Annotated in this window: 20 protein-coding genes; 9 read left to right on the top strand and 11 right to left on the bottom strand. The window is 48.9% G+C overall.

Annotation, left to right across the window (positions count from 1 at the left end; all coding sequences use genetic code 11):
- The 3 genes from coaD to WH37_RS33515 all read right to left on the bottom strand — a co-directional run bounded on the left by coaD (position 1) and on the right by WH37_RS33515 (position 2241).
- Positions 1 to 504: a pantetheine-phosphate adenylyltransferase gene (gene coaD / locus WH37_RS11390; RefSeq protein ID WP_046230674.1), complete on the bottom strand. Its 504-nt coding sequence runs from the start codon at positions 502 to 504 to the stop codon at positions 1 to 3.
- A complete protein-coding gene (gene rsmD / locus WH37_RS11385; protein WP_046230673.1) occupies positions 491 to 1084 on the bottom strand; it encodes a 16S rRNA (guanine(966)-N(2))-methyltransferase RsmD in 594 nt (197 codons plus the stop codon). Before rsmD ends, coaD begins: the two co-directional genes overlap by 14 nt.
- A gap of 137 nt (positions 1085 to 1221) precedes the next feature.
- Positions 1222 to 2241 (bottom strand): fibronectin type III domain-containing protein, encoded by a 1020-nt coding sequence (locus WH37_RS33515; RefSeq protein ID WP_052736927.1) that lies wholly within the window; start codon positions 2239 to 2241, stop codon positions 1222 to 1224.
- A 202-nt stretch (positions 2242 to 2443) separates the two neighbouring features.
- Between WH37_RS33515 and WH37_RS11375 the strand changes: the two genes are divergently transcribed.
- Genes WH37_RS11375 through WH37_RS35520 form a run of 3 tightly spaced genes read left to right on the top strand, consistent with a single transcriptional unit; the run spans position 2444 to position 3709 of the window.
- A complete protein-coding gene (locus WH37_RS11375; RefSeq protein WP_046230672.1) occupies positions 2444 to 3001 on the top strand; it encodes a hypothetical protein in 558 nt (185 codons plus the stop codon).
- Positions 3002 to 3025: 24 nt separating this feature from the next.
- On the top strand, positions 3026 to 3499 hold the full coding sequence (locus WH37_RS11370; protein ID WP_046230671.1) for a hypothetical protein: 474 nt from the start codon (positions 3026 to 3028) through the stop codon (positions 3497 to 3499).
- 36 nt (positions 3500 to 3535) lie between these two features.
- Positions 3536 to 3709 (top strand): hypothetical protein, encoded by a 174-nt coding sequence (locus tag WH37_RS35520; RefSeq protein ID WP_156182301.1) that lies wholly within the window; start codon positions 3536 to 3538, stop codon positions 3707 to 3709.
- Here the strand turns inward: WH37_RS35520 and WH37_RS11365 are convergent.
- Positions 3663 to 4034 carry an iron chaperone gene (locus tag WH37_RS11365; protein WP_046230670.1) on the bottom strand — a complete coding sequence of 124 codons (372 nt, stop codon included), beginning with the start codon at positions 4032 to 4034 and terminating at the stop codon, positions 3663 to 3665. The two genes, WH37_RS35520 and WH37_RS11365, sit on opposite strands and share 47 nt — an antisense overlap.
- 1197 nt (positions 4035 to 5231) lie before the next feature.
- Between WH37_RS11365 and WH37_RS34180 the strand changes: the two genes are divergently transcribed.
- The gene (locus tag WH37_RS34180; protein ID WP_063838013.1) at positions 5232 to 6476 is read left to right on the top strand and encodes a TerD family protein; all 1245 of its coding nucleotides are present in this window, start codon (positions 5232 to 5234) and stop codon (positions 6474 to 6476) included.
- A 34-nt stretch (positions 6477 to 6510) separates the two neighbouring features.
- On the opposite strand, the gene WH37_RS11355 is transcribed toward WH37_RS34180, so the two are convergent.
- Complete coding sequence (locus tag WH37_RS11355) at positions 6511 to 7623, bottom strand: saccharopine dehydrogenase family protein (protein ID WP_046230669.1); 1113 nt, start codon at positions 7621 to 7623, stop codon at positions 6511 to 6513.
- Positions 7620 to 8375: a class I SAM-dependent methyltransferase gene (locus WH37_RS11350; RefSeq protein WP_046230668.1), complete on the bottom strand. Its 756-nt coding sequence runs from the start codon at positions 8373 to 8375 to the stop codon at positions 7620 to 7622. Before WH37_RS11350 ends, WH37_RS11355 begins: the two co-directional genes overlap by 4 nt.
- 147 nt (positions 8376 to 8522) lie before the next feature.
- Between WH37_RS11350 and WH37_RS11345 the strand changes: the two genes are divergently transcribed.
- Positions 8523 to 9608 carry a helix-turn-helix transcriptional regulator gene (locus WH37_RS11345; RefSeq protein WP_046230667.1) on the top strand — a complete coding sequence of 362 codons (1086 nt, stop codon included), beginning with the start codon at positions 8523 to 8525 and terminating at the stop codon, positions 9606 to 9608.
- A gap of 42 nt (positions 9609 to 9650) precedes the next feature.
- Here WH37_RS11345 and WH37_RS11340 read toward each other — a convergent pair whose 3' ends face one another.
- Positions 9651 to 10220, bottom strand: coding sequence for a pyridoxamine 5'-phosphate oxidase family protein (locus WH37_RS11340; protein WP_046230666.1), 570 nt, complete (start codon positions 10218 to 10220; stop codon positions 9651 to 9653).
- A gap of 190 nt (positions 10221 to 10410) precedes the next feature.
- Between WH37_RS11340 and WH37_RS11335 the strand changes: the two genes are divergently transcribed.
- Both WH37_RS11335 and WH37_RS35980 read left to right on the top strand, forming a co-directional pair.
- Positions 10411 to 10977: a nitroreductase family protein gene (locus WH37_RS11335; RefSeq protein ID WP_046230665.1), complete on the top strand. Its 567-nt coding sequence runs from the start codon at positions 10411 to 10413 to the stop codon at positions 10975 to 10977.
- Positions 10978 to 11076: 99 nt separating this feature from the next.
- A complete protein-coding gene (locus WH37_RS35980; protein WP_177217875.1) occupies positions 11077 to 11235 on the top strand; it encodes a hypothetical protein in 159 nt (52 codons plus the stop codon).
- Positions 11236 to 11247: 12 nt separating this feature from the next.
- Here the strand turns inward: WH37_RS35980 and WH37_RS33510 are convergent, their stop codons facing one another.
- Positions 11248 to 12018: a glucosaminidase domain-containing protein gene (locus WH37_RS33510; RefSeq protein WP_052736926.1), complete on the bottom strand. Its 771-nt coding sequence runs from the start codon at positions 12016 to 12018 to the stop codon at positions 11248 to 11250.
- 310 nt (positions 12019 to 12328) lie between these two features.
- Between WH37_RS33510 and WH37_RS11325 the strand changes: the two genes are divergently transcribed.
- Positions 12329 to 13705 (top strand): glycosyltransferase family 4 protein, encoded by a 1377-nt coding sequence (locus tag WH37_RS11325; RefSeq protein WP_231594195.1) that lies wholly within the window; start codon positions 12329 to 12331, stop codon positions 13703 to 13705.
- A 160-nt stretch (positions 13706 to 13865) separates the two neighbouring features.
- Here WH37_RS11325 and WH37_RS11320 read toward each other — a convergent pair whose 3' ends face one another.
- A complete protein-coding gene (locus tag WH37_RS11320; protein WP_046230663.1) occupies positions 13866 to 14819 on the bottom strand; it encodes a GDP-mannose 4,6-dehydratase in 954 nt (317 codons plus the stop codon).
- Entirely contained in the window at positions 14816 to 15862 is a 1047-nt protein-coding gene (locus WH37_RS11315; RefSeq protein WP_046230662.1) for a mannose-1-phosphate guanylyltransferase, read from the bottom strand. Before WH37_RS11315 ends, WH37_RS11320 begins: the two co-directional genes overlap by 4 nt.
- A 343-nt stretch (positions 15863 to 16205) precedes the next feature.
- Here WH37_RS11315 and WH37_RS35975 point away from each other — a divergent pair, with 343 nt between their 5' ends.
- Positions 16206 to 16769, top strand: coding sequence for a hypothetical protein (locus tag WH37_RS35975; RefSeq protein WP_046230661.1), 564 nt, complete (start codon positions 16206 to 16208; stop codon positions 16767 to 16769).
- 72 nt (positions 16770 to 16841) lie between these two features.
- On the opposite strand, the gene WH37_RS11305 is transcribed toward WH37_RS35975, so the two are convergent.
- The gene (locus WH37_RS11305; RefSeq protein WP_046230660.1) at positions 16842 to 17906 is read right to left on the bottom strand and encodes a GT-D fold domain-containing protein; all 1065 of its coding nucleotides are present in this window, start codon (positions 17904 to 17906) and stop codon (positions 16842 to 16844) included.
- Positions 17907 to 17928: the final 22 nt, after the last annotated feature.

Below are 17928 nucleotides of genomic sequence, written 5' to 3'. Positions count from 1 at the left end.
CTATTGCTTCGCCTTGTACTTCTCAGTCAGGCGCTTCTCCACCGCAGGCGGAACAAGCTCAGACACCTCACCTTGAAACTGCGCGATCTCTTTCACGATGCTGGAGCTGAGATAGGAGTATTTCGGATCTGTCATCATAAAAATCGTATCAATTTCCTCGTCGAGCAGCCGGTTAGTCGATGCCAGCGTAAGCTCATATTCGAAATCCGTCACGGAGCGAATGCCCCGTACAATAACGTTGGCATTGCGGGTCTTCATGAAACGCACGAGCAGATCCCGGAAGCTTTCAACCGAAACATTGTTCAAATCCGCTGTCAGCTCAGTAATCATTTCCTTGCGCTCCTCCAAGCTGAACAGCGGGTTTTTGCTCGTATTATTAAGTACAGCTACGATTAAATGGTCGAACTGCTTCGCCGAGCGGCGGATAATATCCAAATGCCCAAAAGTAACAGGGTCAAAGCTTCCAGGGTATACGGCTACTCGAATCTGGTCATTCGTCTGCATCGATAAGTCCTCCATTTTGGGCTTCATTCGGCTCGTAGCGATAAATGGTTACCGCCGTGTCGCCGTATTTGTTTTTTTTCGTTTGAAAAAAACCGTTCCACTGCTCCTCATAGCTATGTGCTGCATCGTGCTCGACGACAATAATGGCACCATCCTCAAGCATGTCATGGTCAGCCATATACGTCATGAGCTTGTCCGCCGTGATTATTCGATAAGGCGGGTCCAGAAAAACAAGCCGGAAAGCGATGCCACGCTTCTCCAGCAGCTTCAGCGCTCGCTCCGCATCGTTGCGGTAAATTTCCGCTTCCTGCCCCATTCCGGCAGCCTGCGTATTGTGGCGAATGATGTCGATGCTATTTTTCTCCTGATCGATAAAAATCGCCCGCTCGGCCCCTCTGCTCCAAGCCTCTATGCCAAGCCCCCCGGTTCCAGCAAACAAATCCAGCGCAATGCCCCCGTCAAAAAAAGGCCCAATCATGCTGAAAATCGCTTCCTTCACCTTATCGGTCGTAGGTCTTGTATTCTTGCCAGGCACCGCCTTCAGCAGTCGTCCCTTGGCTGCGCCCGCAATGACTCTCACTGACAAATGCCCCCTTTATTCGCTATCTTCGCCTATCGTACCATAATTGCCGCGCGATGTTAAAGAGGAGTTACTGTCACAGAAGAGGCTTCTATATGATAGCCAATAAAAAATAAAAAAAGAGGAGTTGCCCCCTCTTAATTCGTCGTATCTTCATATTCATTTACTTCGAAAAACAATATTTTATCAAAAATAACGTAATCCGTCCGGCTGAGGAATGGCCCTTTATTCCATGTTTTATTGAAGGAGTATTTTTCTTTGCCTACTCCAGCATCCTTCGCATCGTACCAATCCATGAAGGCATTTACTTCTGCCATGGTTAGATCATATTCTTTCTCAAGGCCGTTAGTCATTGTAATCACAAGAATGGCACGGTTGTTCTGCAACGTTTGTGCGGAAGCCTCAAAGGAGCAGGAGCAGTCCACGTTATTTCTTACCGCCACTATTTGATAGAAATAAGTTGTATTTTTCACAACGCTCGTATCCAAATAGGAAGTGCCAGAAACGCCCGATGCAATCGTTGTATAGGTTCCGCCGCTGGCAGTCGTTCTGTTTACTTTATAAGTAACTCCGTCAGTCACATTCTCCCATGTTAGCTGAATGCCATCTGCTCCAGCAACTGCCTGGATGCTTTGGCTTGCTACAGGGGTTCCGAATAGATCCCATTCAAAAACATGGGCTATACTTGACGTTGAAGTATTTGTGTTAATAAGTTCTACCTTTTTTATGTTTTGATAGGGAGTTGAAAATGTAGTAAGCACACCGTTTCGGTTCAAACTAGTAACATCGTACACAACACCGTTAACATCGGTTAATTTCATGACCAAAGTACCGAGCGTATTTTGAGTTTTCAAATAATAGGAATCAATTTGCTTCGGCTCCGTGAATTGATACCAGACCGTATCGAAATCTCTATTTTTATCATCATGACCAATTTCATTATAAGAGCTGCCCGTTTCGACATTATCATTCATATCCAGCTTGCTAATAGGCACACTATTGTCAGTATTATTGGCGCCCCGGTTTAAAATCCCACAGTTGAGCAGGCCATTATCCGTTGGCACCGCCGCAAATGCACTCTTTTCGAAAACAAAAAACGATACCACAAAGCTTAATACAAGCAAACTTTTTGTAAAATTAATGAATAAACCCTTCACATGACCATCTCCCGCTGTTTTATAAGGTCATTTTATTGCTTAATTCCATAAAAAAACAGACTGTTTAAATAAAAAATTTCATATTAGACTGAGGGGTTATATGGTATTTTCCGCTATTCCATTTATCCCCCTTCCACATATCGCCAAAACATCACTTTTGTAGTATATTGGTGTCGAAACAACGATAAAGGGAGCGGACACATTGAAAAAGAGAAAAACATTTTACAAGAAGATTAGTTATGGCCTATTAATAGCGGTTGCTATTGGCGTTCTGAGCGGCTGTTCTTCGAAAGAAGCGACAACAGCTGCTCCAAGCCCATCAGCAACGATTGAAGCTTCAGCAGCAGCCTCACCTAGCGATACCGCAACTGCTTCCCCAACCGCCGAGCCTGAAAAAGACTTGAACGCCAGCGAGCAGCTTACGCTTGGCTATATTAACTCCTACTACAACGAAGCCGATGTAGAAGCCAGAAAGAAATTTGCCCAGGAGCATATGCATCCTGATGTTCAAAGCGTATTTATATTTGCCGCTTCTGCGGTCATTGATGAGAAGGATCATTTTTTAAATCCGAAAGTTGTGGAAACCGTCGACTATGAAAAAGATGGAGCGAAAGGTTCCTTGACCTTGGTCAAAGGAGACGGGGATAAGGAGTTTATCGGCCTTATTATAGAAGATAAATTCAGCTTTGGATTCATTTCAACCGCTACTAGCGATGACATGAAAGCCGCTTTTGAAGGGGTTCGCGCGCAATTTAAGTAAATTTTAGTATAGGAGTCGGTGCAGGTGAAACGAAGAAAGCTATTGTTCAATCAGACCCGATTTATCATCGTCGTTGCCTTGGCGGGCAGCATGATTGGGATCATTTATGAGGGGAACACAGCTCAGCAAATAGCTGATGAAGTGCCAGCTTCCCTTTCAATAACAACGAGTGCGGAGCAGCTGACATCCTTTTCCCCTTCACCAGAAGTGCAGCTGCCTGAATACGAAATAACAGAAGAACGTTTAGATGACTCTGGTATTTGGCGTGTCACGCTCAGCACGCTAACTGTGAATGAACAAGAGCTTAAAAAGCTTGTTCAGCATGCCTGCTCGCTCGCACTCGCCAAATCACAGATCGTCAATTCTGTGTTTGTAAATGTCGTCCAGAACGATAAACCTTCTTCAAAAATCGCTACTGGTAAAATGGCATTAACAAGTATCGGCGAAGCCCAAACCGGATCGAAAAAGCTGGAAGTAACCTTTCAGTTAAACAGTTAAATATATTCGTTTGCATACGCGATAGGAGCATGAACAATGAAGAGCCAGCCGTTTTATAAAAAATGGTTGTTTTGGGTAATCGCCGTCATCCTGATTGCTGGTCTTGTAAATGGCCAGCTGCGCGATGAGGATGCCGTAGGCGACGCCAAGGGCTATCCTATTTTTATTGCCGCCAAAAAGTGGAACAGTCTGCCTTTTCCAAAATATTAAACTCGATCAATTTCTCAAGTAATGAGAAATCAACCGGACTATCCCACTGGATACGTACCAACTGTTTGGTGTGATCATAGCCAGCCTGCACAATTTCATCAGAAAAATGATTAATTCCTGCCTTTTCGGGGGCAACAGCCAAATGATGTTTGGCTACGCTAAAGCCAATAATAAATGTGTCGTGATCGGTAAACATAGGCTGATTCCACGCCATTTTTGGCATTAAATTTGGAAATTTGGTAGTTACCCAAGCCAAAACTTCTTCCGTTCGGGCCCGATGTTGCGGGTTATCAATATGCGCTAAATATTCTGCAAAAACTTCCATGTTGTTCCCTCCTAAAATAAAAATTATGTCGTTCAGAGAAGTTCCTCAAACCCATTCGTCGTTAAAACTCCTCACAGAATCGCTCAGACACGTTCTTAAACAACACCTATTTCCAACTATATATTTTCAACCTAGATAGTCAAAATGGCTTGAAACGCTAACTTAGAGGCTTTAAAAAGTATCTGACTTGTATCGCCAGCGATAATTGGTCTGTCTAAAAGTATCTAATTACATGTCATCTATAGCTACATACTATAAAAGTTGGAAGACTTGCGGACGTATGCGAGCAACCATCCAGACCTTCTTCTGTTGAAGCCCAAAGCGGTGGTCCAGAAAGCTGTTCACTTCGGCTAAGGATACATGTTCTTGTCCTTTTCGGCTATGAATATAAGTTGTAGTCTTTAAGTTTTATTTGCATGGCGCAAATAATTAATTTCAGCAGACTCCCTCAAACCTGCATCCTTAACTTCTTTGGTATATTGATCAAGTTAAGTTGATTTGAGATAGGGTCAACATTGTTTCGCAAGGAATTTTTTGGCCATTTGTGATTGAGTTTGGCCCATGTTGGAACGACCATCAACAACACCTCGGCCAAGCGTTCTTTCGACAATTCTTATTTCTCCCCCTCCTAATGAACACAGTCTCCAAAATCGCCTTGTGGGCAAGCTGAATTCAGCCTCAAATCACATGGGCAATCCCTGACCATTACTTAACAAAAAAGAATGCTGCACAGCGTTGAATCCCGTTCGTTGTACAACATTCCTATTATCGAGCTTCTAAAACATACTTAAGCGCCGCCGCTGTTTTCGACGACATTAAGAGCTACGTTTTGTTGTGGTTTGTGGTACAGAAATATGATTTGGTGGACAATCGGTAGTCCATGCACAGTTTTACAAAAACGAGGAAGCCCCAAACCCCTTGAAACATAAAGGTTTACACAAAAAAATCGAGCGCCCCTTTCGGGACGCTCTATTCATGGGAGAGGAGAAACCGGACGAAGAGCTTATGGGGAACGTAAGTCTTCTCCGCGGTTGTCTACGACATCTTGCGACGCCGATAATTTTATTTTGTCCGTTTTGCAGACGTTTATACCTTCAAAACAAGAAAAAGGTGGAAAGACGACCAAAAAGTTTCGGACATCCTGTATAATTCATGGTAAGAATTAAAAAACTTACACCAATTTAAAGGGGATGCACCATGGATTTTGTGGCAATTGACTTTGAAACAGCCAACTCCAATCGCTCCAGCGCATGCGCGGTCGGCATCGTCGAGGTGCAGGGCGGCAAAATCGTTTTCGAGCAGGTTTGGCTCATTAATCCGCAGCAGCATTTTGACCGGATGAACATCGAAATTCACGGCATCACTCCGGCTATGGTGGCGGATAGCCCTACTTTTTCCGAGCTATGGTTGACACTGGAGCCATTATTAAAAAATAAGCAGGTAGTCGCGCATAATGCTTCCTTCGATATGAGCGTCCTTCGCTATTGCCTAGACGAAGCGGCTCTGCCTTATCCGGCATTTCATTATTACTGCACCTATCAACTTAGCAAAAAACTGCTGCCGGACATGCCTTCCTACCGTTTGAACGTGTTAGCTGGCTATTATCAAATCCCGTTAAATCACCACGATGCGCTCGATGATGCGAGAGCGGCAGCGTTAATTTTAGTAAAATTGCTGGAACGTGAGCAGCAGCTAAGCCCTACCGAGCTTGCGCTCGCTAAAGGCTATAAAATAGGCAAGATGCATGCTCGCGGTTACTCGCCCTTCTCGGCAACTGCTGCTAAAAGCAAGAAACAAGCAAAGCCAGCCGCCTCTGCCAGCGCTAAACGTGCTGCAGCTAGCGCCACAGAAACAACAGCTGAAAAATCCGGGCTGCAGCTCGTCAGCGGGCAAAAGGCTGAAATTACCCGCCATTTGGGCTTGAATCAGCTGCTTGCTCGCGTTTCATGGAAGTTGTTAAATCCGGCGATTGAAATCGACGCCACGGCCTTTCTGCTATCTGCTGCAAGGCGGTGTGAGCGAGATGAGGATTGTATTTTTTACGGCAATCCCGATTCACCCTTTAACTCTGTTTCCTACTCGAAGATAGGACCTCATGAGGCACAGTTTAAAATCGATTTCAGCAAGCTGCCGTTGCAGATCCAGCGAATGGCCTTCACGCTTTCGATCTACGAAGGCGAGGCGCAGCAGCATGATTTCAGCCAGGTGGCCGAAATCAGCATCTGTCTGCTGCATCCGCAAACGGAACAATTGATAGCTCAATTCGATTTTGGCGAAGATCTGCTTAAAGAAACGGCCATCGTCATTGGCGATTTATATTTGCACAACGGCCATTGGAAATTTGACGCCATCGGCAAAGGTTTTTTTAGCGGCTTGCCAGCTTTATGCGAAAATTTCGGTCTGGAAGTTAGCCATCCTTCCAATGAGGCACAGTTATTATAACTACCTTAATAATGACTTTGATAACGGGCCGGCTTTACTCCCAGCTGTCATATCTCAAGCCTTCAATGATCTGCGGTCGTTTCGTAATGCCCGCAGCGGCTTGCAGGGCAATTTTGCCTTTGCCGCTCTTCACCAGCTCAAATAGCTGCTCCGTATGGAATACGCCGCCTGGCAAGCCCCCTTCATAAACAGCGGTGGCAACGGCGGTCGCCACTTTAGCGGTCGCTGCCGCCTCATGGGAACCATCCACCAAATATTGGACATGCTTCCGCGCACCATTTTTCGTCCCCCAGCCATCTACTTTAACTGCATAGCCGTCTGAGCCAAAACGCATCATCCCAAAGCTGCTCACAGCGGCAGAGCGAATCCATTTGACTTTCAGCAGCCGGAATAATCCCGTTGCGCGTATCCACGCAACCAAGCGGGTCACCGCACCTGAATCGAAACAAAGCCTTGTTGATACGGTCGGCACTTTCAGCGTTCTTGGCAGCGACTGCTGATCGGAGAACGGAAAGCGGTAAGCCATGCGGCTGCCCAGCTCCTTGCCAAAGTCGGTGCGTTTGCCTCCGCTAAAGCTGACCGTCTGCGTGACCCCGCCATTTTCAACAATTGAAAATGCACTGCCAATGCTGTCTACCGTCCACTCTATCGCCGCCTTGCCATGCTGATCGCCAAGTCCAAGCATAATCGCGATATCTACGCTATCCAGCTGGTCCAGCTCCTGCTGTGCCTTGCGTGCCAGCAAATTCGTTACACCTGGCGCTAGTCCTACACTCAGCACCGCCGTCGCCTGTGCTTGTGCAGCCTCTTCTGTATGCCGCTCCAAGCTGGTCAGGAAAGGGCCATATGCTGAAATATCCACGTAATGCGTTCCACTCCGCAAGCAAGCCTGTGCAAATGCATCATCTGTCTGATCCATACACATGACGACGAGCTTGACTCGTTCGAATGCCATTTCCTGCTTCCAGTTCGTTAAATTAAATGCCATCGGTTTAACCTGGCCGCCCGTCTGGTCTGCAAATTGCTTCGCACGCTCCAAACTTCTACCTGCCGCATACACTTTGCCTGGAAACTTTGCTCCGAGCTGCTTGCTTATATCTCCGCCCACATGGCCGTAGCCGCCTATAACAACGATGTCTTGTTTCATTTGTCCTGCCTCTTTTCTTCTATGTTGTGCTCCCCGCTTGCTTTGACAGCAAACCATCCTGTAATAAGGTAGGAACCGAAAAATTTTGAAATGTGGCTAAAGCCTGCTTCCCGAAGCAGCTCTTCCACCTGCTCTGGCGGCACGGGGTCTGATTCAGCGCCAAGAGAGGCGGCAAACCGCTCCCAATCCTCAAGCGGAATGCCATTATCCAGCATATGGCTTTGCCAAGCGCTCATCTGGACTGCGAATGCTTCCTCCTGGCGATCACAGCTTATAGCGGCAAGAAATAATGGTGCTCCAGGTTTCAGACGATCCGCTATACTTCGCAGCAGCTCCCTTTTCTGATCCAGCCCCTTTATAAAATGCAGCACCAGCAGGGAAGTCGCTGCATCGTACAGCTTGTCCTTCGGCAGCTGATCTGCCGTTCCTTCATGCAGCGTGACTCCGGCCTGCAAGCGCTCCATTCGGATGCGCTGATCTGCTATCGCCAGCATGCGTGCAGACGGGTCAACCCCGGTAAAGCTCCACGCTGGATGCGCACCGCCGAGCGTAACAATCTCCTGCCCGCCGCCTGCGCCAACAACTAATATGTCCTTTTCCCTTTCAGGACCAAGCATCGCGTTCATTAAGCGGTCTGTCATATCATACAGCATGAAATAGCCTGGTATTTTCAAAGAAATCGTTCGTCCATATCCCTCCACTTGGGGATCATTCCAACTCATTGCCTTTTGTTGTTGCTGCTTCTCATTCATTGGTACAGCTCTCCCTTCACCCTGTATATTCTCCACCCTTTTCAATTCCGCGGGTATTCTGTAAAATGTAATCAGTAATTATTCTCAATTATATCGGGTCGCCTCAAAATCACTATCCCATAAATGTGGGTAATCAGGAGAGCTGAAATGAACAAGCAAAGAGAAAGCGTACGAAAACAGCTCGCCAAATTAGAGGAGGCTAACCTCCGCTCCAGCGAGTACAGGGAAAGGCTGCTTGCAGAATTGCGTACGACGATGCCTTTTGCAGCCGCATGCTGTACGCTCGTTGATCCGCATACGATGCTGTCTACTGGCGCAGTTACGGAGGAAGGCGTAGAGGCCATTCATCATTTATTATTTGAATATGAATATTTAAGGGAAGATTTCAACTCGTATGAGGAACTTGCCAAGCTAACGGAGCCTGTTGCTACATTAAGCGGTGCAACCGAAGGCGATTTAAGCCGAAGCTCCAAATATATGAAGGTGCTGCAGCCTGCCGGCTTTGGAGATGAGCTGCGAGCAGCACTTACGGTGGATGGGGCTTGCTGGGGGTATTTGACATTATTTCGGCTGCTCAATGAGCCGTTTTTTCAAGAAGAGGAACGCTTATATATCGCTTCCTTAGTGCCAAGCATGGCCCGCACCTTGAAAAAAGCCAGCTTGCTGCTGCCAGATAGCGAGGGCGCCGCCTTTCATGACGATCCTGGCATTCTGATATTGTCCGAGCAGTTGCTGCCTCTATCAAGCAATGACGCTGCAAACAGCTGGCTGTCGCAGCTCCGCGAGTGGGAGTTTATGGATGAGCAGACACTGCCTAGGCCTGTCCGCGCTGTATGCTCACGTGCTTTAGCTGCAAATGCCACGGACAAGGAACCACAGACCGCTGCAAAAGTATGTATCCGCATTCCTGATGGTCCCTACTTATCGCTGCGGGCAAGCAAGCTCCGGGCCACTGATCACTCGGTTCAGCTTGCGGTTTGGTTCGAGCTTGCGAAGCCCGGCGATATTTTGCCAATCATTGCTGAAGCTTATGCGCTGACTTCGCGCGAGAAGCAGCTGGTCGAACGGTTATGGCGAGGCCTTTCCACGAAGGAACTGGCCAGTTCCCTGCATATATCCTCGTATACGGTGCAGGATCATCTCAAATCTATTTTTGCCAAAACGGAAGTGTCCAGCCGCAGGGAGCTGATCTGGAAGCTTTTTTCCCGTTACAATCTTTATACGAACGAATGAATGAATGAATGAGTAATGTTTGAACAGCTGGCAGCTTGCCGCTTACGATTCGACTGTCTGCCTCTGAATGCCAAGAGGGGTAGGCAGCCGATCGAGGCTATAGCTGTTTTTTTCATTTTGATATGCCTCAAGCTTCTGATCGCCTACGTTCTCGGCCCAATCCTTCAGTTGATCTCGCTCACCCTGATAGTCATAAAACGGGATGCTGAAACCGCACGCTGTCGTCACCTTATGAATATGGAGCACAATAATTTGCCTAGCACCTGGCAGCAGATCAAACCTCCCAATCAGCTCTTCCCAGCGCTCGGTTCCTGGCAATACAACGTTCCCTGTGCCGAATAGCCGCATAATAACGGGCTTCCCCTCCATTGCTACAAACATAATCGTCATCCTGCCATTCTCCAGCACATGCGCACTCGTTTCATTGCCGCTCCCCGTCAAATCGAGATAAGCGACCTCCTGGTCTGACAATATGCGAAAAGTATCGTAACCTTTTGGCGATATATTAACATGGCCTTCTGCCGTCAGCGGAGCTGATCCTACAAAAAACATATGCTGTCGCCCGATAAAATCCTCATGCTCCGGCATTAATTTTTCAAATGCTTTACCCATTATGTTCAACGCCTCCTTATGTAACTACATCCCCACTATAGCAGACGGAGAAATGAATGCCAAAGCCGGATCTTGCAGCGAGCACCGCTTCACCCTTTCCACATCGCCTGTTCCACTGTATAGTTATAGAGAACTGATCAGCCTGTTATACGAAGATGCTGCAGCACCATATAGAAGGAGAGAGATAACAATGACTACCCTTACATTGCTTGATGCCTTGAAACAAAGACGCGCAGTGCGCAATTATTTGCCTCAGGAGGTAGAGGAAGAGAAAATTCACGCCTTGCTGGAAGCCGCGACGCTTGCCCCTAACGACCGCCTGCGGGAGCCTTGGCATTTTTATGTCGTTCGCGGTGAAGCGAAGCAGCGTTATGAGCAATTGGCGCGCACCTATCTGGAGGAGCGTTTTCCAACCAAGCCGCATTTAGTAAAGGAATCGATTAAAGTGCTGGAAACGACGCCGCTTGCCATTGTCGTAACTGCAGATGTCATTGAAGGAGACGAAGCTTCCTCGAAGGACAATGAATATGCCGCAGCCTGCGCCATTCACTCGATGTGGCTGACCGCCGAAACGCTGGGCCTTGGGCTTGTATGGCGTACACGCGGCATCGGTCTCGTTCATGACGAGCGGATGTTTGCGTTTATTGGATCGCCGGAGGGCAAAAAAATCATCGGCACCATCTTCATTGGATACCCGCAAGGTGAGGCGCCTTCGACTGCACGCAAGCCTTATTCGGAGAAAACAACCTGGCTGTAGCGCTTAATTTTGCGCAGCTCCTCTTTTTCATGCAACCTGCTAAAAGTTGCTTCGTATGATAAGGGATGAGTTCCTTATGGTAGGAGGTGCGCAGATTTTATGAATACTTTCGGAAGAGGCTGTCTGTATATTATTATCGGCTTCGTGCTGTTGTTTGTTTTCGCTTTTGTTGCTGGCAGAGCCATTCACATTCCGTGGTTTATAACGATACCGCTGATTGTGCTTGCTTTCTGGGCAGCCTCCCAGCGAAAAAAATAGCTGCCCCGCCTCTTATATAATCGTCACGGTGCGTGTGCTCTGCTCCCATTCGATTTTTTTGTTCAAGGAAGCAGCCAGCGCTCGCATCGTTACATACCCCGTTCCTCCATCCAGCAGCGACTCCAGCTCCTGACCATTCACCGTTACTTTTGAACCCGTCCAGCCAATTTTTCCGCCGAGGCGGCTGCCAAGCGCTCTCGCTGGCACCCATACGGTGCCGCCTCGCTCGTAACCGATCACCTCCACCATCCCTCCTTGCAAAATCGGCACCGTCTTCGCGCCCTGAAATACCGTTGTCTTTACAGCAGCCGCGGCCTGGTCATCATACTGCCGAAGCCCATTGCTGGTTATGATGGCGATCAGCTTCGTTGCATAAGCCGGATCGGTTGCATAGCCGCAGGCCAGCAGCATTTGCGCCTGTTCCTCTGGCGTCTTCGCAAGCCTCACCCGATCGTATCGCGCTTTCATAAACAGCAGGTCCTGATCCTTCATAAAATGATACACGCTGCTGTATGCGCGAAAGGCTGCGCTCGTATTTACATTTCGGCCATCGATATGCTCCCATGTCCCTTTGACGACGGCCTGGCCCTGCCAATAGGCATTCGGCGAAGCTCCCAAGGCTTTAATGCCTCCTAAATTGTACCAGGAATGAATGACACCTCCGGTTTCCAAAATATATTGCGCCAGCCGTACAGATGGCAGCATTGGTGAGCCCTCGCGCCGAACTTGTATGACGGCAGGCACCAATGCGGCAATAAATTGCTGTCTTGTCATAGCTGCCATCGCTTCTTCCCCCTTTTTTTCTGCAAGTTGTTTAATCGTCAAGTCAAGTTGTCCATCTATTATGGCTTATGCAGCAAACCCCTTTTACGGCACGGCCTCCGCACACCCGCCCACGCTCTTTGTGGAGAGCATAGCGTCCTCGCTCGGTATCGCTCGTCTATTGCTGCTTATGCTTCTAGTCATACGCCGCTTTTTACTATACATTAGGTCATTGTCCATGAATCTGAGGTTCATCATGAATACAATATAGCCAAGCGCGTATCCGCTAATGATTTCTCCACATGCAAATGACGAGAAGGGAAGGAAACAAGTGGCCAAATCACTTAAGCGCAAGCGATATCAAACGTCCAGCAAACGCAAGCTGCACAGCTCTTCCAAAAAAACGCTGCTGGCCAAACGCCGTAAACGCAAAGCCATCAAACCGCGCAGCAATCGGCGGGCCGAACGCAGAAGAAAAAGCAATGGCAGCCTTCGAAAAACAAAAAAACGCGCCTCCTCTAACCTATCTAAATACGCCAACGAGGCCGGGCAAGCAGAAGCGCATCCCGCTGCCAAAGAGATACATGATCCGCAGCCTTGGACCGCACAGGGCATAAATCTTATCGGTTTTATTCATGCGGAAATGGGCATTGGCGAATCGGCCAGACTTGCAGCGAGAGCTATTGAGAGGGCCGATATTCCTTTCGGTATTTTAAACTTCCCGCTCCAGGTCGCCACCCGGATGTCGGATATGAGCTGGGCCCATAAGAAAACGGAGGAGCGCCCCTTTAACATCAACCTGCTTCATATGAATGCGGATTATATGATTCCGGCTATGGACCATTTTGGTCGCAGCCTGTTCCACAACCGCTACAATATTGGCTACTGGCACTGGGAGCTGCCAGATTTTCCAGAAGAGTTTGTTCCAGCGTTCAAGCTGGTGCAGGAGGTATGGGTAGCCAGCCGCTTCGTGCTAGATTCCGTCGTGCAGAAATCCCCTGTCCCTGTCGTCGTCATTCCTCATGGCGTAGAGGTTGAGGTTTCTCCAGAGGTTACGAGAGAATCGCTTGGGCTGCCTACAGACCGCTTTCTGTTCACTATGATGTACGATGTACAAAGCTATACACATCGCAAAAATCCGCAAGCCGTCGTAGAAGCATTCCGGCTCGCTTTTCCAAAAAATGATCCATCGGTCGGGCTCGTACTCAAGGTCAACAATATGAATTTCCGCCCAGAGGATATGGAGTCGCTGCTTCAGCTCGCTGCCGAGTACAACAATATTTATATTATTGATCGTATTTTCTCCCGCCTGGAAGTCAATACGCTGCTGAATGTCACGGATTGTTTCGTCTCGCTGCATCGTGCTGAGGGCTTTGGATTAGGCCTCGCGGAAGCGATGTATTTGGGGAAACCAGTCATTGGTACGAACTGGTCGGGCAATACCGACTTTATGAATGAGACCAACTCCTGTCCCGTCAATTACGAGCTTGTGCAGGTCGGCACCGATTGGGGACCGTATCAGGGCTATCAGACTTGGGCCGAACCCAATGTGCATCATGCCGCCTTATATATGCAAAAGCTGCTGAAAGAGCCGGAATGGCGCGAAGCCATTGCAGCGCAGGGGCAGCATACGATTCACACCTCCTTTTCTCCGCAGGTAGTTGGCAGCATGATCCGCTCGCGCCTGACCGAGCTTTCCCTTCTATAATTGGAAAATCAAACGAAATATGGACTGCCTCTGGCTTGAATGCTGGGGCAGTTTACTTTTTCCAGCAGCGTGAAAATACCCTCTAAACCTTTATAAGACAACGATCAAGCTGTCGTCCAATTTTCCGTTTAGAGGGTATTATCCTAAAGCTCTCCGAGCACTAGCTGAATTCCGCCCGCCAATAGCTCAGCAAATCCTGCATCGTCTGCTCAAAGGGGATTTCCGGACGCCAGCCTGTACGATGATGAAATTTAGAATAATCGCCAATCAGCTCGGGCACATCCGCAGGCCGCAGCCGTGCCGGATCCTCCTGAATCGAAATGGTGCTGCTGCTAAGGCTGACCAGCGTCTGCAGCATCTCACCAATCGCCCGCGAGCTTCCCGATGCAATATTGTACACTTCTCCAGGCTCGCATTTTTCAATGGCCAAACGGTACGCACGCACGACATCACGCACATCGGTAAAATCACGCTTCGCCTCCAAATTGCCTACATATAGAATGGGCGGCTTCAGCCCCCGCTCGATTTCGACGATTTGTCTCGCAAAGTTGGAGGTAACGAACTGCTCGCCGCGCCGCGGTCCCGTATGGTTGAAAGTACGCATACATACAATATGCATGCCATAGCTGCGAAAATATTGGTAGCCTAAATAATTTTGCGTAATTTTGCTGACGGCATAGGGGTTGAGCGGCCGCAGCGGCGTCGTTTCCTTAATGGGAATATCCTGCGTTTCCACCTGGCCATATTCCTCGCTGGAGCAGGCGAGCAGCAGCTTGCAGTTGATTCCTGCTTTTCGTACCGCTTCCAGCAAATGAATTTGCCCAGCAATATTGTTGTATATCGTTTCGAGCGGCGATTCCCAAGACTTTGGCACGAAGCTTTGCGCTGCCAGATGAAAAATCATGTCCGGCTTAACGTCAGCTATCATTTTTTCCACATTGGCTTCATTAGTCAGCTCGCATTCATACAGACGGACAGCCGGCAGCAGATGAGCGATATGCTTAATACTGCTGGTCTTTCTTACGGTGCCTGACACTTCCATTTGATGCGCCAGCAAATGCTCTGCCAAATGGCTTCCGGCAAAGCCGGTTATGCCTGTAATCAATGCTTTCACGGCATGCCTCCCTCCCGATCAGCATCCATCGCGGCTATCGCCTGCTTAACCGCCTGCTCCTGTGTTTTATGACAAATCAGCAGTCCCTCGTCTGTCGATACGACGATCAGATTATCAACGCCAATGACCAGCACCCGCTGCTGCTCCGCGTAAACAATGCTATTGCTCGTGCTCGTTGGATAGATTTTTCCGAGTAAAATATTCCCATCGCCATCCGTCCCGAATATGCGTTCAAGCGACGTCCACACGCCAACATCGTCCCATGTAAAAGCAATGGGCAGCGTGTACAGGCATTCAAGCTTTTCAATCAGCGCATAATCAATTGACAGCTTCGGCAGTTGCACATAAGCCTTAGCCAGCTGCTCCCCTTCAAGTTCAAAAACACGCCACATATCCGGCTGGTACAGCTGCATGTAACCTGCAATAGTCGACGGCTTCCATATAAAAATACCGCTGTTCCAGTACATATTAGGTATCGCGATCAGTTCCTCCGCCCGTGAGAGCGTTGGCTTCTCGATAAAAGCTTTTACCGTCTTAATGCCTGGCCCATATTTGCCATCTTCATGCTCACCCGCTTCAATATAGCCGTATCCCGTCTCTGCCCTTGTTGGCACAATACCCATCGTTACAACAACGCCCTCATCCTGCGCCGCCTGTTCCGCTGCCCGCAGCGCCTCCATCAGCTCCGCAGCATCTGGAATATATTGATCCGAGGGAGCCGTTACAATGACTTCATTTAATCCCCGTTTCTGAAAAAAACTCGCCGTCAGCGCAATGCAAGGCGCCGTATCCCGCTGCTCCGGCTCAATAATAAGCTGTTTCTCACTAAGCTGCGGCAGTTGCTCCCGAACAAGCGGCAAATAGTTGCGGCTCACTGCTACATACACATCATCCTCCGACAAGCAGCTGCGAAAACGGCTATACGTTTCCTGCAGCATGGTAGCCTCGCTGGATGTTAAAGAAAGAAACTGCTTCGGCTTCGCCGTCGTGCTTCTCGGCCAAAAACGTGTTCCTTTTCCCCCTGCCATAATGACCGCCTTCATGCTCGCTCACCCCAAAATAAATTGCTTTCTATTATATATGTGCGTGTAGCCAATATGCAGCTCCTTCCTACCATAGCCGGCGCCGAAAGTATAGTATCGTCTCTTCAACATCGTATGCTTTGCTAGAGCTTTCATAGTGGACGAATTGCCTGCCCCTGCTGCAAATCGGGCATTTATCGCCGCCTGTATTGCATTTGCTGGGAGAAAGCTCATCCGATCGTTTGGTTCAGGCTTTAGAATCTATCATTTTGTAAAATATACGATTATCCTTGGACAAATACCGTCTCTATTACGCTCTATCAACATATCATGTGGTATATGATTGAAAGGAGATGAATCCATTATGAGTGAAACAGGATTAACTGGATTAACAGGCTTAACTGGCCTCACAGGACTTACTGGTGCAACTGGACCTACCGGTCCGACTGGCCCTACTGGACCTACTGGTCTAACAGGATTAACTGGCCCTGGTTCTGCTGCTGTAGGTATCCAAGGTACTGTTCCAACTGCTATCACAACTGCTGGAACTGCTGTCACTGCTGCTACTCTAATCGTTCCGGTCACTGCTGCATCCAATCAGGTGATTATTGACGGTGTCGTATCAGTTTCTCTTTCCTTTACTGCAGTTTTGGTTGCCGCTCTGAACCCAACGATTACCGTTGACCTCCTTCAAGATGCCGTGATCGTAGCTACCGTAACAAGCGCTGATTTGCTTGCCATTACCCTGCTTGGATTGTTTGATCTGGAAAGAACGATTCCGATCACTTACTTCAACGGCGGTCTTGCTGCTGGCAACCACACTTACTCCCTGCAAGTCACAGTTGCGGGCGTTGTCCTTGCTGCCGGTACTACAGCTGCTATCACTTACTCGTCGCTTGCTGCTACAATTGGAACACTCCCTGTCTAACCAACTGCGGTAATTCCAGCCAAAAAACCGTCCCTCAGGGGACGGCTACATAATCATTCACTTACAAAAGCTTCAAGTCTGAAACGGCGCTTCGCCCTTCACGATGGAATTAGCCATATGGCCGAAGTCCAGCGCAACCTTGCCCAGTTCTGCCGCAATGGCGTCAGCAATGAGGACGGCGGCAATGCCTGCTGACACTAATGCCAAATCAAATTCATGCTGTCTAATGATCCCCATGACACGCTCCACATCATGAACACCTTGAACCTGGCCGACAGCTCCCGCAACCGTCACACCACTTGCCGCCAGCACATCTGCCAGCGGCTGCGCCAAGTTTCCGACGACAAGCACTCGCCGCCCCCTCGTCAAGCGCGCCAAGTGACCCTCATGATACAAGCGGTAATTGACCAATGAATCCGTTAGCGTCTTACTGCGGAAATCGATGCCATACGCTTGAAAAACAGCCGTTGCCAGCCGCTGATAGTTAGGCTGCCGTAATTTTGGAATACCTACGATGTCAGCGCGTTTTACCGCTGCAAGCAGACGGTCGCGCGCAGCGAGATCCGGCACCCTCACTCCGGCATATTCCAAAAACCCGCCTTCCTGACGAACCTGCTCGGTCGGCAGCACTACTTCCTGCGCCAGCGTCAGCAGCTCCCCGTCACCAAGTCGCACAATAGATAGCGGTATATGCTGTTCCAGAGCCTCCATCAACCTCTCCGCAACCTGCTCGGCAGACAGGAGGTGAACGATACGTTCCCCAAGAGCGGCTATTCCTGCTGCAATAACTTGCGCCACCGACGTGTCCGGCAGGACATGACTTTCTGGCAGTTGCTCGTCGATGATGGCGTCGCCGCCTTCGTAGCGCCCGATTTTCAGCCCTTTATCGTAGCCAGCCCTCTCAGCCGACTCCCAGCCGCGAGCTTCTCCCTCTTTCTCTGCTGCCTGCTTATTTCCGTCCTCATAGCCTTTGCTGTAGCCTGCATTATGCCCGCTTTCATAGCCATCATCATAAGGACCCTTCGCGACTTGCGCCCGGGATTGCTTTCCAGAGCGTACCTTCCTTCTGGAAACGGTACGCTTCTTCCGCCGCTTTACCGCAGCGACGGCTGTTCTGCGCCTTCTCACCATTTTCATGCTGAACGCCTCCTGCACTGGT

The organism is Paenibacillus algorifonticola, assembly GCF_000971975.1.
Lineage (GTDB): Bacteria > Bacillota > Bacilli > Paenibacillales > Paenibacillaceae > Pristimantibacillus > Pristimantibacillus algorifonticola.
Note: the sequence above shows the minus strand (reverse complement) of the source record. Positions and strands in the feature narration are given on the sequence as shown.

Coding starts and splice junctions, on each gene's coding strand:
- coaD (WP_046230674.1), bottom strand. CDS start 504: ATGCAGACGAATGACCAGATTCGAGTAGCCGTATACCCTGGAAGCTTT.
- WH37_RS35520 (WP_156182301.1), top strand. CDS start 3,536: ATGAAGAGCCAGCCGTTTTATAAAAAATGGTTGTTTTGGGTAATCGCC.
- WH37_RS11365 (WP_046230670.1), bottom strand. CDS start 4,034: ATGGAAGTTTTTGCAGAATATTTAGCGCATATTGATAACCCGCAACAT.
- WH37_RS34180 (WP_063838013.1), top strand. CDS start 5,232: ATGGATTTTGTGGCAATTGACTTTGAAACAGCCAACTCCAATCGCTCC.
- WH37_RS11355 (WP_046230669.1), bottom strand. CDS start 7,623: ATGAAACAAGACATCGTTGTTATAGGCGGCTACGGCCATGTGGGCGGA.
- WH37_RS11350 (WP_046230668.1), bottom strand. CDS start 8,375: ATGAATGAGAAGCAGCAACAACAAAAGGCAATGAGTTGGAATGATCCC.
- WH37_RS11345 (WP_046230667.1), top strand. CDS start 8,523: ATGAACAAGCAAAGAGAAAGCGTACGAAAACAGCTCGCCAAATTAGAG.
- WH37_RS11340 (WP_046230666.1), bottom strand. CDS start 10,220: ATGGGTAAAGCATTTGAAAAATTAATGCCGGAGCATGAGGATTTTATC.
- WH37_RS11335 (WP_046230665.1), top strand. CDS start 10,411: ATGACTACCCTTACATTGCTTGATGCCTTGAAACAAAGACGCGCAGTG.
- WH37_RS35980 (WP_177217875.1), top strand. CDS start 11,077: ATGAATACTTTCGGAAGAGGCTGTCTGTATATTATTATCGGCTTCGTG.
- WH37_RS33510 (WP_052736926.1), bottom strand. CDS start 12,018: ATGGCAGCTATGACAAGACAGCAATTTATTGCCGCATTGGTGCCTGCC.
- WH37_RS11315 (WP_046230662.1), bottom strand. CDS start 15,862: ATGAAGGCGGTCATTATGGCAGGGGGAAAAGGAACACGTTTTTGGCCG.
- WH37_RS35975 (WP_046230661.1), top strand. CDS start 16,206: ATGAGTGAAACAGGATTAACTGGATTAACAGGCTTAACTGGCCTCACA.
- WH37_RS11305 (WP_046230660.1), bottom strand. CDS start 17,906: ATGAAAATGGTGAGAAGGCGCAGAACAGCCGTCGCTGCGGTAAAGCGG.